At 62.5% G+C, this 24,327-nt stretch carries 18 protein-coding genes; 10 read left to right on the top strand and 8 right to left on the bottom strand.

Going from position 1 to position 24,327, the window contains the following annotated elements; genetic code table 11:
• Positions 1-115: 115 nt before the first annotated feature.
• Together VJZ71_11965 and VJZ71_11960 are read right to left on the bottom strand one after the other, a co-directional pair.
• On the bottom strand, positions 116-280 hold the full coding sequence (locus VJZ71_11965) for a hypothetical protein (protein HKQ48777.1): 165 nt from the start codon (positions 278-280) through the stop codon (positions 116-118).
• A 79-nt stretch (positions 281-359) separates the two neighbouring features.
• Positions 360-1,271, bottom strand: a complete 912-nt coding sequence (locus VJZ71_11960) for a hypothetical protein (protein HKQ48776.1) — start codon at positions 1,269-1,271, stop codon at positions 360-362.
• Positions 1,272-1,856: 585 nt separating this feature from the next.
• On the opposite strand from VJZ71_11960, the gene VJZ71_11955 reads away from it, so the two are divergent.
• Together VJZ71_11955 and purH are read left to right on the top strand one after the other, a co-directional pair.
• Entirely contained in the window at positions 1,857-3,794 is a 1,938-nt protein-coding gene (locus VJZ71_11955; protein HKQ48775.1) for a PQQ-binding-like beta-propeller repeat protein, read from the top strand.
• 134 nt (positions 3,795-3,928) lie between these two features.
• A complete protein-coding gene (purH, locus tag VJZ71_11950; protein ID HKQ48774.1) occupies positions 3,929-5,644 on the top strand; it encodes a bifunctional phosphoribosylaminoimidazolecarboxamide formyltransferase/IMP cyclohydrolase in 1,716 nt (571 codons plus the stop codon).
• Positions 5,645-5,748: 104 nt separating this feature from the next.
• Here purH and VJZ71_11945 read toward each other — a convergent pair whose 3' ends face one another.
• Positions 5,749-7,683 carry a hypothetical protein gene (locus VJZ71_11945; protein HKQ48773.1) on the bottom strand — a complete coding sequence of 645 codons (1,935 nt, stop codon included), beginning with the start codon at positions 7,681-7,683 and terminating at the stop codon, positions 5,749-5,751.
• A gap of 158 nt (positions 7,684-7,841) precedes the next feature.
• Between VJZ71_11945 and VJZ71_11940 the strand changes: the two genes are divergently transcribed.
• Complete coding sequence (locus tag VJZ71_11940) at positions 7,842-9,584, top strand: hypothetical protein (protein ID HKQ48772.1); 1,743 nt, start codon at positions 7,842-7,844, stop codon at positions 9,582-9,584.
• The gene (locus VJZ71_11935; protein HKQ48771.1) at positions 9,581-10,795 is read left to right on the top strand and encodes a hypothetical protein; all 1,215 of its coding nucleotides are present in this window, start codon (positions 9,581-9,583) and stop codon (positions 10,793-10,795) included. Before VJZ71_11940 ends, VJZ71_11935 begins: the two co-directional genes overlap by 4 nt.
• On the opposite strand, the gene VJZ71_11930 is transcribed toward VJZ71_11935, so the two are convergent.
• The 4 genes from VJZ71_11930 to VJZ71_11915 form a co-directional block, all read right to left on the bottom strand.
• On the bottom strand, positions 10,779-11,693 hold the full coding sequence (locus VJZ71_11930) for a class I fructose-bisphosphate aldolase (protein HKQ48770.1): 915 nt from the start codon (positions 11,691-11,693) through the stop codon (positions 10,779-10,781). The two genes, VJZ71_11935 and VJZ71_11930, sit on opposite strands and share 17 nt — an antisense overlap.
• 121 nt (positions 11,694-11,814) lie before the next feature.
• Positions 11,815-12,393 carry a histidine phosphatase family protein gene (locus tag VJZ71_11925; GenBank protein HKQ48769.1) on the bottom strand — a complete coding sequence of 193 codons (579 nt, stop codon included), beginning with the start codon at positions 12,391-12,393 and terminating at the stop codon, positions 11,815-11,817.
• A 26-nt stretch (positions 12,394-12,419) separates the two neighbouring features.
• Positions 12,420-13,664: a phosphoglycerate kinase gene (locus VJZ71_11920; protein ID HKQ48768.1), complete on the bottom strand. Its 1,245-nt coding sequence runs from the start codon at positions 13,662-13,664 to the stop codon at positions 12,420-12,422.
• Positions 13,645-14,190 carry a type II secretion system protein gene (locus VJZ71_11915; protein HKQ48767.1) on the bottom strand — a complete coding sequence of 182 codons (546 nt, stop codon included), beginning with the start codon at positions 14,188-14,190 and terminating at the stop codon, positions 13,645-13,647. The genes VJZ71_11920 and VJZ71_11915 overlap by 20 nt, the downstream gene beginning before the upstream one ends.
• A gap of 317 nt (positions 14,191-14,507) precedes the next feature.
• Between VJZ71_11915 and VJZ71_11910 the strand changes: the two genes are divergently transcribed.
• Genes VJZ71_11910 through VJZ71_11895 form a run of 4 tightly spaced genes read left to right on the top strand, consistent with a single transcriptional unit; the run spans position 14,508 to position 17,939 of the window.
• On the top strand, positions 14,508-15,233 hold the full coding sequence (locus tag VJZ71_11910) for a hypothetical protein (GenBank protein HKQ48766.1): 726 nt from the start codon (positions 14,508-14,510) through the stop codon (positions 15,231-15,233).
• A gap of 60 nt (positions 15,234-15,293) precedes the next feature.
• Positions 15,294-16,325 carry an ATP-binding cassette domain-containing protein gene (locus tag VJZ71_11905; GenBank protein HKQ48765.1) on the top strand — a complete coding sequence of 344 codons (1,032 nt, stop codon included), beginning with the start codon at positions 15,294-15,296 and terminating at the stop codon, positions 16,323-16,325.
• Complete coding sequence (locus VJZ71_11900) at positions 16,322-17,131, top strand: ABC-2 family transporter protein (GenBank protein HKQ48764.1); 810 nt, start codon at positions 16,322-16,324, stop codon at positions 17,129-17,131. Before VJZ71_11905 ends, VJZ71_11900 begins: the two co-directional genes overlap by 4 nt.
• A 4-nt stretch (positions 17,132-17,135) precedes the next feature.
• Complete coding sequence (locus VJZ71_11895; GenBank protein ID HKQ48763.1) at positions 17,136-17,939, top strand: ABC-2 family transporter protein; 804 nt, start codon at positions 17,136-17,138, stop codon at positions 17,937-17,939.
• Between the two features lie 5 nt (positions 17,940-17,944).
• Here VJZ71_11895 and hutH read toward each other — a convergent pair whose 3' ends face one another.
• Positions 17,945-19,510: a histidine ammonia-lyase gene (gene hutH, locus VJZ71_11890; GenBank protein ID HKQ48762.1), complete on the bottom strand. Its 1,566-nt coding sequence runs from the start codon at positions 19,508-19,510 to the stop codon at positions 17,945-17,947.
• Positions 19,511-19,633: 123 nt separating this feature from the next.
• Here hutH and carB point away from each other — a divergent pair, with 123 nt between their 5' ends.
• Together carB and carA are read left to right on the top strand one after the other, a co-directional pair.
• On the top strand, positions 19,634-23,239 hold the full coding sequence (gene carB / locus VJZ71_11885; GenBank protein HKQ48761.1) for a carbamoyl-phosphate synthase large subunit: 3,606 nt from the start codon (positions 19,634-19,636) through the stop codon (positions 23,237-23,239).
• Entirely contained in the window at positions 23,236-24,324 is a 1,089-nt protein-coding gene (gene carA / locus VJZ71_11880) for a glutamine-hydrolyzing carbamoyl-phosphate synthase small subunit (protein ID HKQ48760.1), read from the top strand. Before carB ends, carA begins: the two co-directional genes overlap by 4 nt.
• Positions 24,325-24,327 lie beyond the last annotated feature (3 nt).

Raw genomic sequence — 24,327 nt, 5'->3', positions numbered from 1 at the left:
ACCGGGCAGAAATCAAGAAAAGTTGGACGTGCCGCGGCCTACTGTGAATTCCCAGGTTGGGCGTTGGGCTCGATAGAGCCACGGCCTCGCTGCTGCGAGACCGTGCCACCCGCGGCTAGATGCCGGGGAAGGGCTTGCCGAGGAGATCGATGCAGCGAAAGATGGCAAAGGCCAGCGTGCCGGCGACGGTCGCAAGGGCGACGGCGACCATGACGGTATAGATGTCATTGGAGGGCCGACGCGACGGGGCTCCTCCGGGGCCTGCGGGAATCTGGCTCATCGTAATCGCTCCTGGTCGGTCGTAATCATCGCCGTTCAATTAGCTTGGCGACGAGGGATTCCGCTTCTCACATGACCGGCTAGCCCCTCATTGCGAAGCTGGCCTCGTCCCGGGCATAGTCACCGGGGCGAATGTCGCCTTCGGACTGTTCGATCTGACCGGCGGACTGGTTGGCTTCGACCTTGGTAATTCTCAGGGTGCCCAGGTACTGGGGCCTGCTACCCGAACCGGACCGCCGGTAGATCAGGAAGTTCATGCCGTGGGCGACGCCGTCGGCACTGCCGACCGAGATGCTGGCCAAGTCGCCCTGAATGCTCGTCACCTCGCCCCGGATGGGCATCGCCAGACCGCCGGCTTCGGGGGCATGGACGGAGGGTACGCCTGCCTCGACCGATACTCCGCTGGGGATCTGCGTGGCACGGGCCAGTCCGGTGCTGGAGCCGCCGGCTCCTCCGCTATCCATGGCAGCGATCTGCTGCTGGAGGCCCCGGACCTGGGCCTTGGCCATTTCGATGTTGGTGGTGAGTTCCTTGACGCGGTCCGTGAGGTCGATATTACCGCGTTCGAGTTCGCTGTTACGGCGGGCGAGCTTCGTGCTGAATTCCCGCTCGCGGCTGAGATCGGCCTGGACGAGCTTGAGGCTCTCGCCGAAGCTGGAGGCCTGACCCTGCTCGATGCTGAGTTTGCTCTGGGCGTCGGCGACGGCGCGATTCAGTTCGGAAATCGTGCCTTCCTTTTCGGCCAGATCGCCGTTGAGCTTGCTGATGGTTGCCGAGTCCGCGAGATGCTGATCGAGGGCCCGCTGTTTTTCGAGGGCGGCGTTGGCGGCGACGGTCCGCTCCTTGGCCTGCGCGGCGGTCGCGGCCGTCTGCCAGTCTTCCGCAGACTGCTTCCAGTTCTGCTGCTGGGCGAAGGCCGAGACCACGAGCATAGCGAGGGCAATGGATAAGAAGGTCAGCAGGGTGACCAACACTTTTGTCAGGACGCTCACGGCAATCCTCCTGGCTTGTATCGCGCTACGGACCGGCAGGCTTGTTCGCTTACGCTCGCTCTTTCCACCCGCCCCCCGGCAGGGATGTCGCAGCCCGTGGCGCGTGTTGTTTTGCTCGCGGGCGATTGTCGGCGCCGCGCGGTCTTGGTGAGGCCCTACCATGCCCCGGCAAATCCGCAGCCGGAAACCCGGTAGGATTACTTGATTATCCCCACGTGGCAGGCCATTTGCAAGGGGTAGGGGTCTCGACAATTCGCTTTGCGGCGAATTCTGATTTCGGTCATGGCAGGGCCAGTAATGGCGGGTCGGCACGAGTCCAGCGCGGGGCGGGACACCGGCGATGTGTTATCGGCTTCCGCAATGCCTCCGACCGCGGCGGTCCCCGGCGGGGTTTGCGGCCTCTCGGGTGCGATCGGGGGCCGATTGGCTTGATTCGTGACCCTCGCGTCCCTTAGATTAGATGAGACATCGGCCAGCCATTGCGATACGTCCCGTGTCGCTAATCCTGCCAGCCAAGCCTGCCTGAGACCGTTGGCCTTCCTTGCCGGGGAATGCGGCCGCGGCGATGTGCCCGGAGGTACGAGGATGACTGTGAGAGCGAGCCTGAGATCGTTGGGTGTTATTTGCTGCGCGGGCCTGTTGGTTTCCGCTGCGGCGGTTCGCGGAGATGTCGTCGCCCCCGGGGCGTTGGCCGGGTTCGGCCTGCAACGCGCCTGGGAGGTGGACCTGAAACTGAACGGGGAACTCGTTTCGCGAATCGCCCTGCTCGACGACAGCCTTTACGTCATTACGAACGCCAATCGAGCCTACGCGGTTCACGCGCCGACAGGGATTATTCGCTGGTCGGCCCTGCTGGCCGAAGCCGATCAGGCGCTGCGCGGCCCGTCCCATAGCGAGGATTACGTTTTCTTCACGACGGGTGGGACCGTGATGGTCCTGAACCGGCGGACGGGTGAGCCGGCGCTGGAGCCGCGCTCGATCAACGGCGTCGTGATCGAGGTGCAGCACGATACGTCTACGATCAGCGTCGGCGAGGCGCATGGCGTCCGGGTCGGCGACACGTTGCGAGTGTATCGGCCGAATGAAGTCGGCGAGGTCTCGGGGTCGGCGCTGGCGGAACTGAAGTTATCGTCGGTGCTCAACCGCCAATCTATGGGCAAATTGACGCGGCTGGAGGGTGGGGACAAGGTCCGCCCGGGCGATCGCGTCGTCGGCGATCTGGAATTGCCGCTGGAAGAAGTGAAGCTGCCGTTCGCGGCGAGCTGCGCGGCCGTGGCGGACGAAAAGCGGATTTACGTCGGTGCGGCGAACCAGCGGTTTTACTCGATCGATATCCTGCGGGGCATCCAATACTGGCAATTGATGACGCCCAACACGGTCGCCGGGACACCAGTCATCTCGGGCGGCAACCTGTATTTTGCCGGGCTGGATGGCCGCGTCGTTTCCTGCACGAAAGAGGATAAAGTCAAGAATTGGACGTTTGACACCGAGGCGCCCGTCTTCAGCGATGTCGTGGTCACGCCGGACTCGGTTTATGTCGCGTCGAGCGATCGGTCGCTGTATTGCCTGGATCGGGTGATCGGGAAGCGGCGCTGGCGCGTGCGGTTTGATACGCCGCTGCTCACGTCGCCGCACGCGGCGCTGGACCGCGTGTACCAATCGATTCCGGAGGAGGGGCTGTACGCGCTGGAAGCCGGGACCGGCGCGCAGATCTGGCGGCGGCGCGAGGGCGGGCAGTTTCTGTTGCAGTTTGGCCGGTATTCCTATTTGCTTTCGGAGGGGTCTGGGGAGGTGCTGAGGGTCAGCACGGCGACGGGCAGCGTCGAGCAGACGCTCAACGCGTCGATGATCGCGTTCGCGGCGGCGTCGCAGCCCGATGAATCGGTCTATCTGGTGGGAAGCGGCGGGGAGATCTCGTGTTTGCGCTCGACGGATGCGCCCAGACTGAGTCCGGAACAGGTGGTGGATGTCCTGCGGAACGATCGCCGCGCCAAGGCGGCGGCGGATGTCGAAGCGGCGAAGCTCGCGGCTAAGGTCAAGGCGGCGCCGGAGCCCCCGAAGCGAAGCAAGCTGCCGGAGTGGCTGTTTGAGGAAGACTGGCTGACGAGCAAGAGCACGGCGCGGCCGGTGGGGGGACGCGGGCTGGCCGGTGTGAAGGAAGAGCCGGTGAAGCCGAAGTCCAAGCCCGCCGCGAAGAAAACCGAGGAGTCCGAGGAAGAGGGCGCGGCGGAGGATGCTGAAGCCGAAGAATCGCCTGCTGAGGAGGAGGGCGCCAGCGACGAAGCCAGCGAGGACGAGGCTGAGGAGGAAGGCGAAGAGGCCGACGAGGAGGAGGCGGAAGACGAAGATTCCGCGACGAGTGAGCCCGCCGATGAGGATGAAGAAGGCGCCGACGAGGAATCGGAGGATTCCGAGGCGGAAGAGGGTGATGAGGAGAGTCCCGACGAATCGGAAGATTCGGAAGGCGAGGAAGAAGACAAGGAGCCCGAGGAAAAGGAGGAGGAATCCCCCGGTGCCCGATAGGGCCGGCGGCGATTGCCGCGAAAACTCAATCTGCTAGGCTAAAGGCCGGTTCGTGGTGACGAGCCGGCCTTTTTGTTGCGCTGGTGCTGGTGCGATCCCGGCGCGCCGGGATTCTCGCACCCGGATGAAGGACGATGGCTGAGCACAAGATTCGCCGAGCCCTGATCGCCGTCTATGACAAGACGGGCATCGCCGATTTCGCGCGGGCCCTGGTGGACGAGTTCGGCATCGAGATCATCTCGACCGGCGGAACGGCCAGGCACCTGAAGGACGCGGGCATCCCCGTGACGCTCGTCGAGGAGGTCACGGGCTTTCCGGAGATGCTCGACGGGCGGGTGAAGACGCTGCATCCGAAAATCCACGCGGCGATCCTCGCCGACCGCGACAATCCCGAGCACATGCGTCAGCTCGCCGAGCAGGGCATCCAGCCGATCGACATGGTCGTGGTGAACCTGTACCCGTTTGAAAAGACCGTCGCCGATCCGAACTGCAAGTTTGAGGAGGCGATTGAGATGATTGATATTGGGGGGCCGTGTCTCTTGCGGGCGGCGGCGAAGAATTTCGGCTGTCTGGTCGTAATCGGCGATCCTCGGCAATACCCATACGTTTTGGACGCGATGCGGAAGGACAAAGGGCAGGTCCCCTACATGATGAGCCTTGTCTATGCGACGGGCGTGTTTCAGCGAACGAGCCAATACGATTTAGGCATCTACACACATTGGAGTCGATTCATCGAATGGGCAATGGAGCGAAAGGCTGAACAATCAGGCCGAGACGCACAATTTGAGCCTGCCCCGGCTAGTGCCATGCTCGCGCTCGATCGAATAGATGTTGCGCGATATGGAGAGAATCCCGATCAGGAAGCCTGCATATGGCTGATCCGGTCGGCGATCGGAATTGCCGGCGTGTCTTCGATCAGTGGAGGGCTGAAAGACTGGGTCGTGAAATCGGTCGCAACGGACTTGTCTTTCAATAACTATGTTGATGCCAACGCCGCGTTGGAGCTTTGCGCGGAATTGACGCGTGCGAACAAATCTCTGTCTAATTGTGCCTTCATAAAACATACTAACGCGTGTGGTGTCGGCATAGCGTCCGAATCCAGGGAAGCCTATCGCCGCGCTTACCTCGGCGATCCGAATGCGGCGATGGGGGGGATACTCGCCGTCAACTTTCCCGTAACGAACGATTTCGCCACCTTGGTCATGGAGACCTACGATCGCTTCGGCAAAGTGGCGGGGGCGGGCGGATTCTTTGTCGAAGTCTGGGTCGCACCGTCTTTTGATGAAAAGGCCGTCGAGATCATTCGCACGAAGAAGAAGTGGGGCGAGAACGTCCGGCTGCTCGCCGTCGGCGACATGAGTGCTGCGCCGAGCGCCGACGAAATGGAGTACAAGACCATCGCCGGCGGCATGCTCGTTCAATCGCGCGACCTCATCGGGCTCAACGAAGATCAGTGGAAGGTCGTGACAAAGCGAGCGCCGAGTGAATCGGAAATGGCGGATTTGAGGATGGCGTGGCTCATTGCCAAGCACACCAAGAGCAACGCGATCAGCATCTGCAAGGACGGGATGCTCATTGGCAACGGGGCCGGGCAGATGTCGCGGGTGATGAGCTGCCGGATTGCGACGTGGTTGGCCAAGGAGAACGGGCACGCGGACAAGATCAAAGGCTCCGTGGCCGCGTCAGACGCGTTTTTCCCGTTCCGCGATGGGCCGGAGATTCTGCTCGATGCGGGGGTGACGGCGATTATTCAGCCCGGCGGGTCAAAGCGCGACGCGGAGACCATCGCCGCCTGCGACGAACGTGGGGCGGCGATGATCTTTACGGGTACAAGGCACTTTAAGCACTGAAGTGCAATTGCGAATGGCGAATAGCGAATAGCGAAAAAAGTCAAGCGCGGCAAAGGATTCCCGCACGATTGACGTTCGCCATCGTCCGCCACAGAGGGCGGACGCTACAGCGGTTCGGGCTTGTGCTTTCGCTTCTTGTCCGTGCGCTTTTCCGTCCGCTTCTCGACCTTCACTACATCGTCGTCCTTCTCCTGATGAAACGCCCCGGCCTGGCCGGCGAAGGCGTTGATCATCGGCGAGAACTTCTTGATGGCCGCGTTGATGTTGGGTAGGCCGCTGATCGAGGTGCGGAGCGTAAGCTGCGTCGGCGATTGTCCGAGGCCCAGCCAGGCAACGGTGTTGCTGCAGAGTTCGGCGGCGGGGCCGGCGGCCATCGCCATTCCCATGTCGCCGGAGCCGGCGGCGACCTTGGCGAGCCGGCCGACGTGGGCGACGACCATGATGCTGCTGTCGGTCGGCATCTTCTCGATCACCTTGCCGAGGACGGGATCGTCGAGAACGCTGCGGTTCTTGCTGCCCGCCTGCATGGCGGCTTTGAGGGCAGTGCGCGTCAGGCCGATGGCGATGCAACCGTCGAATTCGGCGAGATAGACCCGGCCGAATTCGGGAATGGCGTAAGACATCACGTCCGTCTCCCCAATTTGCACCGCCTTGGGTGCGATCGGCTCCTTGCCGGCGACGAGACCAGGGATGGTCAGTAGTTGGTTCCACAGGGCTTTGGAGCGGGCAACGTCGTTCACGGCGAGGAGGATGCCGACGTTGGGGATTTTCGAGACCTCGCCGTCGCCTTCGGACATCGCGCCGGGCACGATGAACGCGCACACCTCGCGGATGTTTCCGAAGAACTCGCGACCGATGTCGAAGCCGGTCACGGCGACTTTGTCTCCGGGCTGGCCAGCGGCGTCGGCGGCGGCCTGGACGAGGGCTGGGTTGAGGCCGAGGCCGAAGAATCCTGCGGCGTCCTTGGGCACGCGGGACAGGCACTGTCGCGTCATCGGCGGAAGCCGCAGGAGGTTGTAGACGATGCTGCGATGATCGTCGGCGTAGCGGACGGCGAGTTGCGTAGTGAGCGCGCCTTCGTGGATACCCATCGAGTAGGTCGCCCAGCGGAGATGGTCGAGATCGCCCAGGACATTGGCGACTTGAAACTCTTGCCGGTCATCCTCAGACATCGAGCCGGTCACGCGCTTCAAGACGGCCGCGAGGTCGCAGAATGCGAATATTGTTGCACCGGTCCGATCGGTCATGACCTCGGAGAGGTCGTCGCGCGTGGCGAGCGATGGGGTATCCGAGTTTACCAGGCGTTTGACCGCGCCTTCGACGAGATCACGGCCGGTGCCGACAATAAGAAGCGATTGCGTAAGAACGCCGGTGATTTCACCCATCTTGGAACAATGAAAACCAAAGGTGGGCATATCGCCGATTTTTTCGGCGACGGGGGAGAACTGGAAGAAGGTTTCGAGAAGACCCTTGAGCAAGGCGGCGTCGCCGTGGTGGATGACGGCGAGACCGGAGGGCGGGCCGCCTTCGTTCGGATCGAAATTGGTCATCGCGAAGGCCGCGCCGCCAAAGCTGCTGAGCACTTCAAAGAGCGCCGGGCTGATAGCGACTTCCTCGGGGACATGGAAGGGGGCCGACGACGCCTTGCTCGGGCGTTTGGACAGAACCTGCTGCATGTCGTTCGTGGTGAGGCCGAGCATTTCGGCGAGCTTTTCAATGATTTGACCGGGGCGGGTGATCTCGACATAGGCCAGGGCATCCGGGGGCATGAGGGAGGCGAAGTTCTGCGCGGCAAGGTGGTCGCGGCAGCGATCGGCGCCGGCCCGGGCGGCGGAGGCTACATCATCGCTGACCCGGGCATTAACGACCTTGCTGTAAAGTGTGCGGGCGGCGGCGTAGTCCTTGGCCTCTTTTTCGAGGTAGTACGCCTTGTAGAATTCGGGCTGATTGCTGGACTGGGCGAGGGCATTGGTAGGGGTGGCGGCGATAAGTAACAGGGTGAGGGTGGGGGCAGCGAGCAGGGTTCGCGAGCGATTCATGACTTTCCTCCGAGTTTCAGGCGGCCAAAGAATTACACGGCTGGCGGGGGCGGTCGAGAAGTTGGGCCGCCCGCGCAATGAGATTCCGGTTCCATGAGGTATTAACGAGGGGAGTCGGAATATTTCTCGCGGCCCCGGGCTCCGACTAGACTTTGCAAATGACCACGCCCGACGCGCTCCCGGCACAAAAGGCTTCGCCAGGTATCCCTAAGTCGGGTCGATGGGACTGGACCCTGTCCCTGGTGGTTACGGCGGCCCTGATCCAAGTCATTGCCGGGCGGTGGGTGTGGTCGGAGATTCCCCTCCAGACGGATACCGGAATATGGGCCTATTTTGCGGCCAGGATGCTCGACGGAGCACGGCTTTATCAGGATCTGTGGGAGAGCAAGCCGCCGGGGATATTCCTGACCTTTGCCGGCCTGGATCGGGTCTTCGGGGTGGGTGATGATCGAGCTTTCCTTTGGCTGGATGCCTTTCTAACCGTCGCGGTCTGCGGGGTGACTTACGCGGTGGCCCGGCGTTTTGCGCCGCGCGGCCCGGCGGTTTTTGCGACATGTTTTTTGAGCGTCGTCCTGAGTCATCGCGTCCTGGCGGATTGGGGAGACAACCTGGAGAAGTTCGTGGCGTTGTTTGAGATGTCGGCCGTGTGGCTTCTGGTCGCGCGTCGGGCGGCGGCACGATGGTTGCTCATCGGGCTATGTTGCGGGCTGGCGGCGACGTTCAAGCAGACAGGCGTGTTGCTGCTCGCCATTATTTCGATTGGGATTCTGGCCCGATGGCGGGCGTTGGGGCGATCATCCGGTTGGAAATCGATGGCCCTGTGTTGGCTGGGCGCGGCGATCCCATGGATCGGTATCCTGATCTGGTTACGGGCCAATGAATCGCTCGGGGCGTTCTGGCGGCAGGTCGCTGTGCATGACCTGTTTCGGGCCACATCGGCGGAGCACCAGCGATGGCGCATTTTGGAGTGGGACCATTGGTCGGGCGTCGGTCGGCATCTTTTTCTCAGCGTGATCGTGTTCGGCCCGGCGCTGGCGGCGTGCATGGGCTATTGGACGCGACGGCGATCCCGGCGCGCCGGGACCGGGGAGGAGGGCGCCTATGAAACGATTGACGTCGAATTCGGACTGGTTGTGGTGTACGCCTTGGCCGCCACGCTGATATTCGTGGTTGCTCCGCATGGGTACGGGCACTACCTCTTGCAGGCGGCGCCGCCGGCAACGGTGCTCGCGGCCTGGGCGATGGATGCGCCCTGGACGCCGCGGAAACGCCCGGCGACGACATTTGTCTTCCTGATCGGTCTCGTCGTCGGGGTCTGCCAACTCCGGGACCACGTTCAATTTCTGATGAGCCCGCAGAGCAGTGCGCGAAGGGCGTACCACCATCGCCGCGAGCGCGTGGACAAACTGGTCCGCGTCTTGCGTGAGACGTCGGCCGACGATCAGGCGATCATGCTTTGGCCGAGCGATCACGCCGTGAGCTACTACGCCGGTCGCCGGACACCGCTGGAGATCTGCCAGGCGATCGACATCTTTGGGGGGCGCATTCGGCTGCTCGATCCGCCGCTGCCGGAGGTGTTGATGCGATTGCAAGCGACGCCGCCGGAAACGATCGTCGATTGGACGCCGATCGATGTGCAACCGTCGGATCCAAGCGACGCGGCATCTCCGCCGACGCTTCTGGTTCCGGCAGGCGGTTTTTCACTGGCGGAGGAACCCGATCTCCGGCATGGCCACCTCGAAGGACGGCTCCTGGCACCGCTGAAGGAATGGGTCCGGCGCGATTACGGCGGACAAGTGCGCTATGGCGATCTCTGCACGGTTTACTTTCGCGGGCGGCCATGGCGGGAGTGGCAGGATTATCTGCGGGCGGAACGCATTCAACCGATTGAGACACCATGACGCACGACCCCACCGAAGCGAATAAACCTGCACCGCCATCGTCGGTGTCCCATCGAGGGCCGTTGTACGCGCGCCTGGCACTCGGCCTCCTCAGCATTTCGTTGGTGTTGTTCGGATTCTCGGCCTGGGTATGGTTGAGATCGGAAGGCAGCGAAGAATTTCGCCGGGGGTACTCGCCTCTGACCGCGGAATGGCGGAGCGACGACGATTGGGTCGCCGATCCGTATATTGGCAAGACGATGCGCTGCGGTGTCGTGGTGGCGCAAACGAACGAACTGGGCCGCGCATACATCTACAAGTCCGAGCCCATTGGGGCGAACGGTGTGTGCTTTCGTGACCATCCGACGAAGGCTCCGGTTTGGGCGGTGGCGGTTGGTGACAGCTTTGTGTTCGGCCACAAGGTTGCATTGGAGGCGGCGTGGACGGAACGGCTGGAGGCGGCGATCGGCCGCAACGTCCTGAACCTGGGGATTTCCGCCAGCGCGCCGACGCAGTTCTTGCGGTGTTTCGAGGTCCACGGTGCGTCCCATCGACCGCGCGTCGTCATCATGGTCACTTTTGTCAATGACTGGATTGATGAGGCGTGCTTTCAGGCGTGGTGGGCGGCGCGGCAGACGCTGGGCCCGCAGATCGACTACCCGCGGTCGAACGCCATTTTCGAGGCGGTACGAAAAAACGCCTATCGACTGCCGCCGGATTGGCAACATCCGCCGCTGGGAGGGACGGCGGAGTGCGAAATCGACGGCGAAACCTATGTCCTTGATGCCGATGCCTATGCGGCGCAAGACACGCGCAGCACGATTCTGGCGGAAGGCAAGGCCTCCTCGGAGCGCGCGATGGTGTCCCTGCGCGACGCCGCCGCAAAGGTCGGCGCGACGCTGATCGTCGTGTCCATCCCGGCAAAGGCGTTCGTCTATCACGAGCGGGCGGCGGCGCTGCTGCCCTATGCCCGCAAGATGCCCCCCGATACGTTTTGCAATGAAGTGGCGTCGTGGTGCAGGAAGAAGGAAATCCTCTGTGTGGATATGCTCCCGGTCTTTCGTGAACGCGCGGCGGCCGGCGAGCGGCCTTTTTTTCCGCGAGACAGCCATTTACGAGAAGAGGGAAACCAGATTCTCGCGGATGAGATTCACCGCGTCATGAAGGAAAACGGGTTATTGCCGTCCGCGAGCGCTCCTTCACCGGAGGTCGAACCTACGAGTAGATCTTGATGATCTGGTCGAGGAACTTTAGGGCGTCGTTGCGCTTGCGCTGGAAGGTATTGCGGCCGATGATGGAGCCGAAGCCGCCTCCGTCGCGGATGGCCTTGCATTCCTCAAATACGTCTGCGTCATTCTCCTTCTTGGCCCCGCCGCTGAAAATAACGATTCGGCGGCCGTTGAACGCACACTGGATGACGTGCTTGACGCGCTCGGCCAGCGTGCCGATGGCGATCTTTTCTTTCTCGTAGACCTTCCGTGCGGCGTCCTGTTCGATGTGGTTGGAAGGCAGTTTCACTTTGATGATGTGCGCGCCCAACTGGCAGGCGATCTGCGCTGCGTAGCCGCACACGTCGATCGCTGTTTCACCTTCCTTGGAGAGTGAGCTGCCGCGGGGATAACTCCATACGACGACGGCCAGACCGGCGGCCTTGGCTTCCTCGGCGTAGGCCCGACACTCTTCATACATTTGTTTCCGCAAAGCCGAACCGGGGTAGATGGTCAGGCCGACGGCACAGCAGCCGAGGCGGCGGGCATCGCGAACCGAGGCGGTGAGCGCCTGCCACGAATCTTTTTCGTCGGCCAGCATGTCGTGGTTGTTGGCCTTGAGGATGAGGGGGACATCGCCGGCGAAGTCCGCGGCGCCAGCTTCGAGGAAACCCAGCGGAGCGGCGTAGGCATTCAGGCCCGCTTCCGTAGCGAGCTTGAAGTGATAGTGAGGATCGTAGCCGGCGTCGTTGGGGCCGAAGCTGCGCACGGGACCGTGCTCCCATCCCTGATCGACGGGGAGGATCACCATGCGGCCGACGCCGCCAAGGCGGCCGTGGTTGAGCATCCGGGCCAGATTGGTCAGGACGCCGGGGTTTTCACCTTTGTACCAGCTCAGGATTTCGCGAACGCGCTCGGTCATGGTGGTGTCCCTCCAGGAAAATGGAGCCTATGGCCATGAAGGTAACGATTCCCCGTTCATCGTCAAGGCCTCGCGCGCATCGTCATTAGCGAGCAATATCCCAAAGCCACGCGAAGACGAGTCAGGGTGCGGCAATGCTGGCCGGTTCGATCGTCAGGTCGCACCGTCGCTCGTCGCTGTCCGCGTACTCCCAGAATTTTTCGTAATTGCCGTCCTGCAGTCGGCAGCGAAGGATGGCGTGGGCCAGCGGGCCAACGACGATGATCATGGCCTCGTCGGGATGGCGCTTGAGAATTTTTTTGAGTCCGTTGGATAGGCGCGAAGCGGCAGTGGGAATGGACTCGCCTTCGGGCGGTTCGACGGTCGTCGGCTCGGCGCGCCATTGGCGATGGACCTTGGGAAAGCGTTCGCGGAATTCATCCATCGTCAGCCCCTCCCAATGGCCGAGGTCGACCTCGCGAAGCTCCTTGACGGTGCGAAAGCGAATACCAAGTTGGTGCGCCATGATCCCCGCGGTTTGTTTGGTGGCCTGCTCGGGACCGCAACGGCAGATGGTCGGCGCCAGCGCGGTGAGGGCGCCGCCATCGGCGACCGCCTGTTCGTGGCCGGTCTGATTGAGGGGCAGATCGGTGTCACCGGCCAGTCGGTCCTGGACGCGCCAATCCGTCTGTGCTGTGGCGATGAGGATGAGTCGGGTCATGGGGCTCGCGCCAATAGTCGATGCGGTCAGGCGTCGTCCAGGATCTCGATGGTAGCGAAGGGCTTGCCTTCGAGAAACTCCAGGCTGGCGCCGCCGCCGGTGGAAATGTGGGTCATCTTGTCGGCCAGGCCGGCGGCTTCGACGGCCGCGGCCGAGTCGCCGCCGCCGATGATGGTCGTTGCGCCATTGGCCGTGGCGTCCGCCAGCGCCTGTGCGATGGCCAACGTTCCCCGATCAAAGGGAGTCGTCTCGAATGCGCCCATGGGTCCATTCCACACGATCGTCCTGGCGGTCGCCAACAACTTGCGGTAATCCGCAATAGTCATAGGACCGATGTCCAAACCCATGAGATCATCGGGAATCGCGCCGGCCACCGTCTTTGTGGCAGCCCCTTTTTCCAATTGCGAAGCGCAGACGTGATCGCTCGGCAGGCGCAACTTCTGTCCTGCTCTGTCCAGAAGGCTTTTGGCCACGTTCGTCTTGTCCCGCTCGCAGAGGCTCTTGCCTACGCCAAGTTCCTTCGCGGCGTTGAAGGTGTAGGTCATTGCCCCGCCGATGAGGATCGTGTCCACCCTGGTGAGCAGATTCTCGATGACCTTGATCTTGTCACTGACTTTGGCCCCGCCCAGAATCGCGACAAACGGCCGTTCAGGCTGAGCGAGTGCGTCTCCCAGAAATTTCAGCTCATTCTGCACGAGGTGGCCACAGACTCTCCTGCCGGCGCCCAGCAGCATGGGCACATCGTACATGCTCACGTGTTTGCGATGGCAGGTTCCGAAAGCGTCGTTGCAGTAAAGGTCGGCGTTCCGCGTCAAGGCACGGGCGAACGCGTCGATCTTTTCCTGCTGATTCGCCGTTGGCTTTTTGTCGGGGTTCTTCTTGGCGGAATCGACCAGCGTTTCCTCGGCATGGAAGCGCAGGTTCTCCAGGACCAGCACGTCGCCGGATTTCATTTCATCGACAAGTTGGTTGGCCTGATCTCCCACGCAATCGTCGGCCAGGCGCACGCCTCTCCCCAACAGCGTCGCCAGGTGTTCCGCGACGGGGCGCAGGCTGAAGGCGGACTCGGGGCCCTTGCCGGAGGGCCGTCCCAAATGGCTCATGAGGATGAGTTTGCCGGCGCGGTCCATGACCGAGCGAATCGAAGGCAGCGCCTGGACCACGCGGCGATCATCGGTGATCCGACCTTCCTTCAACGGGACGTTAAAATCGACGCGCATTAAGACGCGTCGATCGCGAACGTCGACCCGGTCAATGTTCTTTTTCGCCACCCGCGGGCTCCTCCTCCGTTAACGATTCGCGCATGATGTGGTCCAGTCGGAATCCCGCCGGACCCGGATCGTCGCTGCGCAGGTTGTCGCCGATTTTCGACACGTCTTCATCGCCGAAATCGCGATCCGGACCTGCCGAAACGAAGACCGGCCGGCCGTTATTGGCCAGAACGTAGCGCGATTCGTCCGTCTCGGAGAAATACTTGAGCGGCGTCCCCCAGGGGTCTACCAGAATACGCTGTCCCGGGCCGCGCCAGACGGAGGGCGGCAGATCGTCGAGCGTCTGCCGGGTTCGCTCGAAGTCGAGAAGGGCGATGGTCACGCGAGCGGCGGCGTTCGGTTGAGGGGCGATGGGATAGCGATCGTTCGCCCGATGATATTGAGCGAGGGCCTTATCCAGTTCGGCGAGGAGCCGCACCGCCAGGGTCCGGCGGGCGTCGGACTGGAGGCCCCGCGTCCACCCCACCAGCAGAAACAGGCCGGCGCCGATCAGCAGGACGGCGACCGCCATTTCGATGAGGGTCATCGCACGCCCCTGGGTTGGGCGGCCAGCGCGGGCGCGAAAATTGAGCCCCGGCGAGTCCTCCACCTTCTCCATCATCCCTTCGATGTTATGAGAACGGCCGGGGGGGTCAAGATGCTGCGCTTTGCGTTTGGCGGACGCTGTGCGGTCCATTATCGCTATCGGGCGAAGTCACACCTCTCCGCAAGGCTCCTTCGATCGCAATAGGGCGATGCTTGTCATACACGGTCGGAACACCAATAATCCATTAGGTCCATTGGGCAACGGGCGGAGGCAGGCGCGACGAACGCGCTGCACGATTTCAACGGAAAAACCTGCACATGGCGATCTCCGTTTCCTGTAAATGCGGCAAGCAGATGAAGGTCAAGGACGAACTGGCCGGAAAGGCGGTTCGCTGCCCGCATTGCAAGGGGCCGCTGCGCATCCCCGGCGTGACGGTCGGAGCGAGCGCGGGCGCCGCGAAAAAACCGGCGACGGGGCGATCGTCCGCCACGCCGAAGGTCGACGAGCAAGCGGCCTTGATGAAATTCCAGGAGGCACAGAAGAAAAAGCAGCTCTCAGCGGAGGAGGAGGCGAAGTATCGGGAGGAGCAGAACAAGCTGATCGAAAGCTACGACCAATTGACCGGCCGAGCCGGACCCGGCACGAAGGAAGAGAAGAAAAAGGGTCAGCTTACGGAACTGAAGCCCAGGAAGGCGACGGTCTTCACCAAGATCGCGGACGCTTTCGGGACGCTTTTTGGCACGTTCGCGTTCAAATACATTTTTATCGCGCTGCTGCTGGGCGGGGGCGTGGTTGGGAGCGTCTATCTGGTCAAGTTTGTCACGTCCTACATGCACGAGGAGACCGGCCCGCAAATGAAGAACACGGACCGTGCCCGGCTGCTGCTCCGGGAGGCTCGCGAGGACGTGGCCCAGAAGCGCTGGGAAATCGCCCGCGAGAAGCTGGACGAGATGATCCGCCTGGACAAGACGCTGCAGATCAACCGCGACTACAAGAAGATGCGTGAGCAAGTGGACAAGGCGCTGGCCAAGCCCTCTCCATAAATCGGCGGAGGGCGGGCTGGATTCCGGTCGGCGACCGCGGCTACACTCCGTCAATTCTCTATGCCCCAAATCGAGGTGGATTCACTCAGCAAGAACTTTCGCGTACCGGAGCGGGAAGGCGGGCTCGTCGCATCGCTTCGAAGCGTGTTTCGGCGGAAGTATCGACAGGTCAACGCGGTCGATCAGGTCAGCTTCACCGTCGAGAAGGGGGAGATCGTCGGCTTTCTGGGTCCCAACGGGGCGGGCAAGACGACCACGCTGAAGATGCTCTCGGGGTTGTTGTACCCAACGTCGGGAACGGCACGAGTCATGGATCATGTGCCGTGGAACCGGGAGGCGGAGTATTTGCGGCAGATCAGCATGCTCATGGGGCAACGCTCGCAGATGCAGTGGGACCTACCGGCGATCGATTCGTTCATGGTCCATGGGGCGGTCTACAACATCCCCAAGGCGCAGTATCAAGAGACGCTCGACGAGTTGGTGGAGCTGCTGGACCTGACGCCGATCTTAAAGAAGCAGGTGCGGACGTTGTCCCTGGGCGAGCGGATGAAGTGCGAGATTTGCGTTTCGCTGCTGCATCGCCCGGCGGTCCTTTTTCTCGACGAGCCCACGATCGGCGTGGACGTGACCATGCAGGCGCGGATTCGAGAGTTCATCGCCGGCTACAACAAGCGGCACGGCGCAACGATCATTTTGACGAGCCATTACATGGCCGACGTGGTGGCGCTGTGCAAGCGGATCATCGTCATCCACCACGGGCGCATTCTGTTCGATGGGGCGCTCGACGCGCTGTCTGCCAAGCTGGCCCCGTTCAAGGTCATCAAAGTCGATCTGGACCGCGAACTGGACGGCTACGACTTTGCGGCCCTGGGAGAGGTGCTGGTCCGCGAGGGGCGCAAGGTGGAGCTGCGGGTGCCCAAGCGCAGCGCCCCGGCCATTACCGAGCGGCTGCTCAACGACCTCCCAATTCTCGATCTGACGATCGAAGATCCGCCGATCGAGGACGTGATCAAGCGGGCCTTCAGCGAACAGGCCGCGGCCGGAGAGAACCCGGATTCTTCCCGTCAACCCGCGGAGGCGCACGGAACGTGACGACCATCGTGCGAGCGTTTCCCGCTTTTCTTCGCGTCTATATCGGCGTGATGCTTCAGTATCGCGGGGAGATCATCTTGTGGGCCATCTGGGGCCTGGTGAATCCCGCAGTGTTGTATGCGATGTGGAGCGCCGCAGCAGAGGGCCGACCGGATGGCCAGATCGCGGGGTTCTCGAAGGGCCAATTGGCGGCCTACTACTTCGCAATCATGGTCATCGGGCACGTGACCACGGCGTGGGATACCTATGAGATGGGTTACCGCATACGCAGTGGAGAGCTTTCGGCGAAGCTTCTGCGACCGATCTTGCCCATCTGGGAGTCGATGGCGAATAACCTCGCCTACAAGATTGCGACGCTCGGTTTCCTGGCGCCGATGTGGGCGATTTGCTTCTGGCTGTACGCGCCGGATTTTCGTGCGCCGCCATGGCAGATTACTGTTGGGATCTTCACGATTGTGCTGGCCGGCGCGCTGAATTTCGTCCTGGGCTACGTGGTGTCCTTGATTGCTTTCTGGACGCCCAAGCTCGATGCGGTCGGCGAGGTCTATTTTGGTCTGAGCATGTTTCTTGGCGGGCGATTCTCGCCGATGTTGGCCCTGCCCGGCGCGGTTCTTTCGTTTGCCTGGGCTTTGCCATTTCGCTGGATGTTTGCGTTTCCGGCAGAGGTGCTGACGGGCAAGATGACGGATACCGGCCAGATTGCCACCGGCCTGGCGATGCAGTTGGTCTGGCTCGCTGGGCTGGTGATCCTTTTTCGCGTCGGGTGGGCGGCGGCCGTCAAACGTTACTCGGCGGTGAGCGGGTGATCCGATGTCCCTGAAGCGACCCATTAGACTGGCGGCGCTGTTTGCCCGCGTGAGCATTCAGAATGTCGCGGCCTATCGCTTCGACATGATGATGCGGATCGTCGTGTCAATCATGCACCTGGCGAGCGAATTGCTCGTCGTCTGGACGGTCTTTCATAACACGCCGCAGATCCGGGGCTGGCAGTGGCAGCATATGCTGGTGCTGACCGGCGTGTATCGGATGGTGGCCGGGGGCCTGCGCATCTCAATCCTTCCGAACATGCACAAGCTGCTGGAGGACATCCAAAAAGGGACGCTCGACTTCGTCCTTCTTCGGCCGGTCAACGCCCAGCTACTGGTCAGCATCCGCGAGATCATCATCTATCGGCTCGTCGACGTCGTCCTCGGACTGACCGTCTGCGTCATTGGGTGCGTCAAGCTCCACGGGGCGGTGTCGCCGGTCAACCTTGCCATGTTCGTCGGCGTTATCGCGGCGGGATACGTCATTGTCTATGGTATTTGGCTGATGCTGGCGACGCTTTGTTTTTGGTTTGTGCGTATCCAGAACATCGAGATGGTCTTTTGGAATGTGTTCGAGGCCGGCCGCTATCCGATCACGATTTATCCGGATTGGCTGCGCTGGGCGTTGACTTACATCTTGCCCCTGGCATTCATCACGATGGTCCCCGCCGCGACGTTTCTCGGCGATTCATCCAAGATGCCGACGGCCGCACTCGGCTGGGCCTGCCTGTTGGCAGCGGGAATGTTCATCGTCTCGAATCGGTTTTGGCGATTCGGGCTGAGGCACTACAGCGGGGCGTCGGCGTAGGATCGTCAGTCGAGCCGGGACAGGGCCTTTTCGACAGGTGCGAGAACCGCCTGTTTGCGCAGCAAGCGCAGCGCGGTTTGAATGTCCTCGCCGAATGCGCGGTCGGCCTCGGCGTGGGGAATTGATTGGCGCAACGCTTCCAAAGCAAGACGCGGACCCAGGCCGGGTTTGGTGGGGAGGCGGTAATCAAGGGCCTGACCGGCGCAGAGGAGTTCGATGGCGAGGACGGTCTCGGCGTTGTCGATGATCTGCCAGCATTTCAGGGCGCTCGTTGCACCCATGGAGACATGATCTTCCTGACCGAGGCTCGACGGGATGGTGTCCACGCTGGCGGGGTGGGAGAGGACTTTGCATTCGTTCACGAGCGCGGCGGCGGTGTATTGGGGCATCATGAAACCGCTGTTAAGACCGGTGTTTTTCATTAAGAGCGGTGGCAGACCGTCGTGGCCAAGCGTTAGAAGGTATGTCCGGCGCTCGGAGATGCTGGCCCATTCGGTTAGGGCCATCGCGAGGTAGTCGAGGGTGAGGGCGAGGGGCTCGCCGTGGAAGTTGCCGCCGCTGATGACTTCGCCGTTGACGAGCACTGGGTTGTCGGTGATGGAGCGGAGTTCGATGAGGACCGTTTCGGTCGCGTGTCGCAGGGCGTCGCGGCAGGCGCCGTGGACCTGGGGAACGCAGCGGAGGCTGTAGGGGTCCTGGACTTTGTCGCAGTTGGCGTGGGAGACGAGGATTTCGCTGTCGGCCATGAGGCGGCGGATGTTGGCCGCGACTTCGACCGCGCCGGGGTGAGGCCGGAGGGCGATGAGGCCCTCGTCGAAGGGCTTGAGGCTGCCGCGGAGGGCTTCGAGCGACATCGACGCCAGCAGATCGGCGTGTTTGGCCAGGCGGCGGGCGCGGACGCAGATTGCGGCGGCATAGGCGAGCATCATCTGTGTGCCGTTGACAAGGGCCAGGCCGTCTTTCGCACCCAGCTTCACGGGCTTGATGCCGAGTTCTTCGAAGGCACCCGCTGCCGGCCGTACGTTTCCAGCGACGGAGACATCCCCGCGAGCGATCATCGGCAGGACCATGTGTGCGAGCGGCGCGAGATCGCCGCTGGCGCCGAGCGAGCCGCGGGTTGGAATGACGGGCAGGCAGTCGGCGTTGAGCATGGCGGCGAGACACTCGATCACGGCGGGTTGAACACCGCTGGCCCCGGCGGCGAGGGCGACGATCTTGAAGAGCATCATGAAGCGGACGAGTTCAAGCGGGATCGGCGGGCCGACGCCGACGGCGTGAGAGATGATCAGATTTTCCTGGAGCTTTTCGACTTCATCCGGCGCGATCCGCTTGTTGCAGAGCTTTCCGAAGCCGGTGTTGACGCCGTAAATGACCTCGCCGCCGGCCAGGTGAGCTTCGATCTTCGCACGGGCCGCTCGAATCGCGGCCCAGACCTCATCAGAAATCGAAACCTGAAGCGGGCGGTCGTAGGCGGCGTCGAGTTGAACGAGCGTCAGCGGCGAGCCGTCCAGATGAACGGCATGCGCCGGCGTGGTTTCCCTCTGATCCGATGGCTGTGAGTTTCGTTTCACGGAGAGCAATATACCGGCGACTTGGCCGCGTGGCGAAAATCGTGTGTCGCTGGTGGCGCGGCTCGATATAATTGCCCGGCTGCGAGGAGGCCGGTCGAAAAACCGGCCGAGGCGGACGAGAGAATGCCCAAACGCGAAGACATCAAGACGATTATGCTGATCGGATCCGGGCCGATTGTGATCGGGCAGGGCTGCGAGTTCGACTACAGCGGGACGCAGGCGTGCAAGGCCCTGCGGGCGGAGGGGTATCGCGTTGTCCTGCTCAATTCCAACCCGGCGACGATCATGACGGACCCGGAGTTCGCGGATCGAACGTACATCGAGCCGATCACGCCGGCGTTCATTGAGAAGATCTTGGAGACGGAGCAGGCGCGGGGGCCGCGGGTCGATGCGCTGCTGCCGACGCTGGGGGGGCAGACGGGCCTCAACTGCGCGATGGAGGCGTATGAGCAGGGGATCCTGACGCGGTACGGCGTGGAGATGATCGGGGCAACGCCTGAGGCGATTGCCAAGGCTGAGGATCGGACGCTGTTCAAGGAAGCGATGATTCGCATCGGGCTGGATGTACCCGTAAGTGGGACGGCGCATTCGATGGACGAGGCTAACGATGTACTTAAAAAGGTGGGGCTGCCGTGCTGCATCCGACCGGCGTACACGTTGGGAGGCGAGGGGGGCGGTTTTTGCGAGACGCGGGAGGAATTCGAAGAGATCGCGGCGCGCGGGCTCAAATGCTCTCGAATCGGCGAAATTCTGATCGAGGAGAGCCTATACGGTTGGAAGGAATTCGAGCTGGAGGTGATTCGCGACCGCAATGACAACGTGGTGGTGGTCTGCTCGATTGAAAACGTCGACCCCATGGGGGTGCATACAGGCGATTCGATCACGGTGGCGCCGGCCCAGACGCTGACAGATCGCGAATACCAACAGATGCGGGACGCGGCAAAGGCGATCATGCGGGAGATCGGCGTCGATTGCGGGGGGAGCAATGTGCAGTTCGCCGTCGATCCGAAGACCGGACGGCAGTGCATCATTGAAATGAACCCGCGGGTGTCGCGCTCCAGCGCGCTGGCCAGCAAGGCGACAGGCTATCCGATTGCGAAGGTGGCGGCAAAATTGGCCGTCGGGTACACGCTCGACGAGATTCCTAACGACATTACGCGGACGACGCCGGCGAGCTTTGAGCCGGTCATCGACTACTGCGTGGTAAAGATCCCGCGGTGGACGTTTGAGAAGTTCCCTGAAGCGGACGAGACGTTGACGACGCAGATGAAGAGCGTCGGCGAGGCGATGGCCATCGGCCGGACTTTTAAGGAAGCGTTTCAGAAATGCATTCGCAGCATGGAGATTCAGCGGCCGGGGTTCGGGCTGGATCGCAACGATCGCTGGTTGCGGGCGGCACATCGCAAGCACGCGGATGGCGAGGCCGATGCGTATCGCAGCCTGGAGCGGCGCGAGGAGGATGAGGCGGAACTGGTGGGCGCGGCGGTGGGAGCGTCGGTGAAGAGCATTGGTGGGCGGGCGATCGAGGAGCCCAATGTTCTGTCGGGCAGCCGCTTGGGCGAGGCGCCGCCGGACGTGGATGAATCGTCAGCGACGCATTGGCCGATCGATCCGCTGATTCTGCGGATGAAGCTGAAGAAGCCGTGCCAGGGGCGGCCGTATTACATCCGCTACGCCTTCAAGCTCGGCTGGTCCGTCGAACAGATACACGAATTGACGCGGATCGATCCGTGGTTTCTGGAGCAGATGCGCGAGCTGGTAGAGTTTGAGGGCGACTTGCTCGCACACGCGGCGCAGGTGCGCTCGGCGGCGGCGCACGGCGGGGTGGGGGTCGGGGCGGACCTGCTCAAAAGAAGCCGGATGCTGGGGTACAGCGGGCACCAGCTCGCACAGGCGCTGCAGGCGGACGATATCGCGCATCCCGATTTAGGAGGCCGCGACGACGACGGGCGTTTTCGGATGGTGGATACGTGCGCGGCGGAGTTTGAGGCGGCGACGCCGTATTACTATTCGAGTTGCGAGGAGCCGACGATTCGGGTGGAGGGCGGCCGGATCGTGCACCATCGGGAGCAAGAGCTGCGGATCGACGCCCAGCCCCATGTCATCGTGCTGGGCGGCGGGCCGAATCGGATCGGGCAGGGCATCGAGTTCGATTACTGCTGCGTCCACGCGGCGATGGAAGCGCGGCGGATGGGCTTTCGGACGGTGATGATCAACTCGAACCCGGAGACGGTCAGCACGGATTACGACACATCGGATGTGCTCTTTTTCGAGCCGCTGACGCACGGTGATGTGATCCGTGTTTTGCGGGCAATCGGAGAAGCGGGGCAGATTCAGGGCGTCGTTGTGCAGTTCGGCGGTCAGACGCCGCTGAATCTCGCGGAGGGGCTCAAGCGGGCGGGCGCGCCGATCATTGGGACGCCGCCGGAGTCAATTCATCTGGCGGAGGATCGCGACGAGTTTCAGAAGATCCTCAATGACCTGGGGCTTCGGCAGCCGGCGAGCGCTACGGCGCGAGATGTCCCGGAAGCGCGGCGGATCGCCGACAAGCTCGGCTATCCCGTGCTGATCCGGCCGAGTTACGTCCTGGGCGGGCGAGGGATGGAGCTTTGCAATAACCAGGACGATCTCGATCGCTACGTGGAGAAGGCCTTTGCGGCGAGCGATCGCGTTACGTCGTCGGCCGGCACAGTCCATCCGGTCCTCATCGATAAGTTTGTGCTGGATGCGACGGAGATCGACGTCGATGCCGTGGCGGACTATCGGCATCCCGATGATCCGCGCGGCGATTGCGTCGTGTGCGGGATCATGGAGCATATTGAACAGGCGGGAGTGCATAGCGGCGACAGTTCGTGCGCGATTCCGCCCCACTCTATATCTCCAGAGACCATGCGCGAGTTGGAGCGGCAGACGCAGCTTCTGGCGAAGCGAATCGGCGTCTGCGGCTTAATGAATGTGCAATTCGCCATAACTGATGAGGCGGTCTTCGTGCTGGAAGTGAATCCGCGGGCGTCGAGGACGGTCCCCTTTGTGAGCAAGGCGACCGGCGTGCCGTGGGCGAAGGTGGCGACGGCGGTCATGCTCGGCCGGTCGCTGCGCGACGTTTTGTGGGACCGGGGCGTGGGGCGGGGGATTCGGCCGATGATGACGGCGATCAAGGCGCCCGTGTTTCCGTTCAACAAGTTTCCCGGCGTGGATGCGACGCTCGGCCCGGAGATGCGGAGCACGGGCGAGGTGATGGGGATCGATGATTCGTTCGGGCTGGCCTATGCGAAGGCGGCGATTGCTACGCGACTGTCGCTGCCGACGTCGGGCAATGCGCTCGTCAGCGTGAACGATCCGGACAAGCCGCGGGTCATTCCCATTGCGCGGGAACTGCAGGAACTAGGGTTCAAGTTGTTCTCAACCGTGGGTACGCATCAAGTGCTCAAGGATGCGGGGATTCAGTCCGTCGTGGTTTCCAAACAGGCCGGCGCGCCGGAGGGATTCTTGCTTGACCTCATTAATTACGGCGTGCTCGATCTACTGATCAACACGCCGGTTCACTATGGGGCGGCGTGGGAAGAGGGGCGGTGGCGCGCGGCGGCGATTTCGCGAAATGTCCCGCTGATTACGACGCTCGCTGGTGCGCAGGCGGCGGTGTCGGCGATCCGGGCGATGAAGGCGCGCGGGGCGCAGAAGGCGCTGTCCGTACGGGCGCTTCAAGATTATGCGGCGGGCATTCGATGACCAAGACGAAGTGCTATCTCGGCCTTGAAGATGGGACCGTCTTTGCGGGCGAGTCGTTTGGCGCGAGCGGAACGTCTGTTGGCGAGGTGGTATTCAACACGGCGATGTCGGGTTATCAGGAGATACTGACGGACCCGTCCTATTGCGGACAGATCGTCACGATGACGATGCCGCAGATGGGTAACTACGGCGTCAACGCGGAGGACATGGAGTCGTCGAAACAGCACCTGTCCGGCTTCGTGGTCAAAGAACTGTCCCGCCGGTACAGCAATCATCGGGCGACCGGCAGCCTGCACGAGTTTCTCCAGTCGGCGGGAATCATCGGGCTGGCGGGGGTGGATACGCGGACGCTGACGAAGCGGCTGCGGGAGCGCGGGGCGCTACGCGGCGTGATCTCGACGGAGATCGGCGATCCGGCGCAGCTTGTGGCCAAGGCGCGGGCGGCCCGGCCGATGGAGGGGCAGAATCTGGTGGAGCAGGTCCGGCCCGACGGGGAACGGGTCTTTTCGGCCGAGGGCGGCTCCGGCGATCTATCCGTCGTGGCGATGGACTGCGGGATTAAGAGCAACATTCTTCGAGAACTGGCGGCGGCGGGCTGCCGGGTGCGCGTTGTGCCGCCTTCTGCGTCAGCAGAGCAAATATTGTCAACGAATCCGCGCGGCTTGCTCGTAGGCAATGGCCCCGGCGATCCCGCGGCGGTCACCGACGCGGTGGCGACGATCCGACAGCTTGTCGGGCGACTTCCGATCTTCGGCATTTGCCTCGGTCATCAACTTCTGTCGCTGGCCCTCGGCGCGAAGACGTACAAACTCAAGTTTGGTCATCATGGGGCCAACCATCCGGTTCTCAACGCTGAAACCGGCCGCGTCGAAATCACCAGCCAGAACCACGGCTTCGCGGTCGATATCCCCAGCCTGGAGGCGATCGGCGGGCGCGTGACGCACATCAATCTTTACGATCGCAGCCTGGAGGGCTTCGCCCATCCAGAGAATCGTGTCTTCGCGGTGCAGTACCATCCGGAAGCCGCGCCGGGGCCGCATGATTCGGGATATCTTTTCGATCAGTTCGTAGGCATGTTGAAGTAACGA

The organism is Phycisphaerae bacterium (assembly GCA_035275405.1).
Classification (GTDB): domain Bacteria; phylum Planctomycetota; class Phycisphaerae; order UBA1845; family UTPLA1; genus DATEMU01.
This window is presented reverse-complemented; position numbering and strand designations above follow the sequence as displayed.

Bases quoted from the DNA above. Each gene is read 5' to 3' on its own strand.
- VJZ71_11915 (HKQ48767.1), bottom strand. From the start codon at position 14,190: ATGACCCTCATCGAAATGGCGGTCGCCGTCCTGCTGATCGGCGCCGGC.
- VJZ71_11935 (HKQ48771.1), top strand. From the start codon at position 9,581: ATGACGCACGACCCCACCGAAGCGAATAAACCTGCACCGCCATCGTCG.
- carA (HKQ48760.1), top strand. From the start codon at position 23,236: ATGACCAAGACGAAGTGCTATCTCGGCCTTGAAGATGGGACCGTCTTT.
- VJZ71_11965 (HKQ48777.1), bottom strand. From the start codon at position 280: ATGAGCCAGATTCCCGCAGGCCCCGGAGGAGCCCCGTCGCGTCGGCCC.
- VJZ71_11955 (HKQ48775.1), top strand. From the start codon at position 1,857: ATGACTGTGAGAGCGAGCCTGAGATCGTTGGGTGTTATTTGCTGCGCG.
- VJZ71_11910 (HKQ48766.1), top strand. From the start codon at position 14,508: ATGGCGATCTCCGTTTCCTGTAAATGCGGCAAGCAGATGAAGGTCAAG.
- VJZ71_11905 (HKQ48765.1), top strand. From the start codon at position 15,294: ATGCCCCAAATCGAGGTGGATTCACTCAGCAAGAACTTTCGCGTACCG.
- VJZ71_11895 (HKQ48763.1), top strand. From the start codon at position 17,136: ATGTCCCTGAAGCGACCCATTAGACTGGCGGCGCTGTTTGCCCGCGTG.
- VJZ71_11930 (HKQ48770.1), bottom strand. From the start codon at position 11,693: ATGACCGAGCGCGTTCGCGAAATCCTGAGCTGGTACAAAGGTGAAAAC.
- VJZ71_11945 (HKQ48773.1), bottom strand. From the start codon at position 7,683: ATGAATCGCTCGCGAACCCTGCTCGCTGCCCCCACCCTCACCCTGTTA.
- VJZ71_11940 (HKQ48772.1), top strand. From the start codon at position 7,842: ATGACCACGCCCGACGCGCTCCCGGCACAAAAGGCTTCGCCAGGTATC.
- carB (HKQ48761.1), top strand. From the start codon at position 19,634: ATGCCCAAACGCGAAGACATCAAGACGATTATGCTGATCGGATCCGGG.
- VJZ71_11925 (HKQ48769.1), bottom strand. From the start codon at position 12,393: ATGACCCGACTCATCCTCATCGCCACAGCACAGACGGATTGGCGCGTC.
- purH (HKQ48774.1), top strand. From the start codon at position 3,929: ATGGCTGAGCACAAGATTCGCCGAGCCCTGATCGCCGTCTATGACAAG.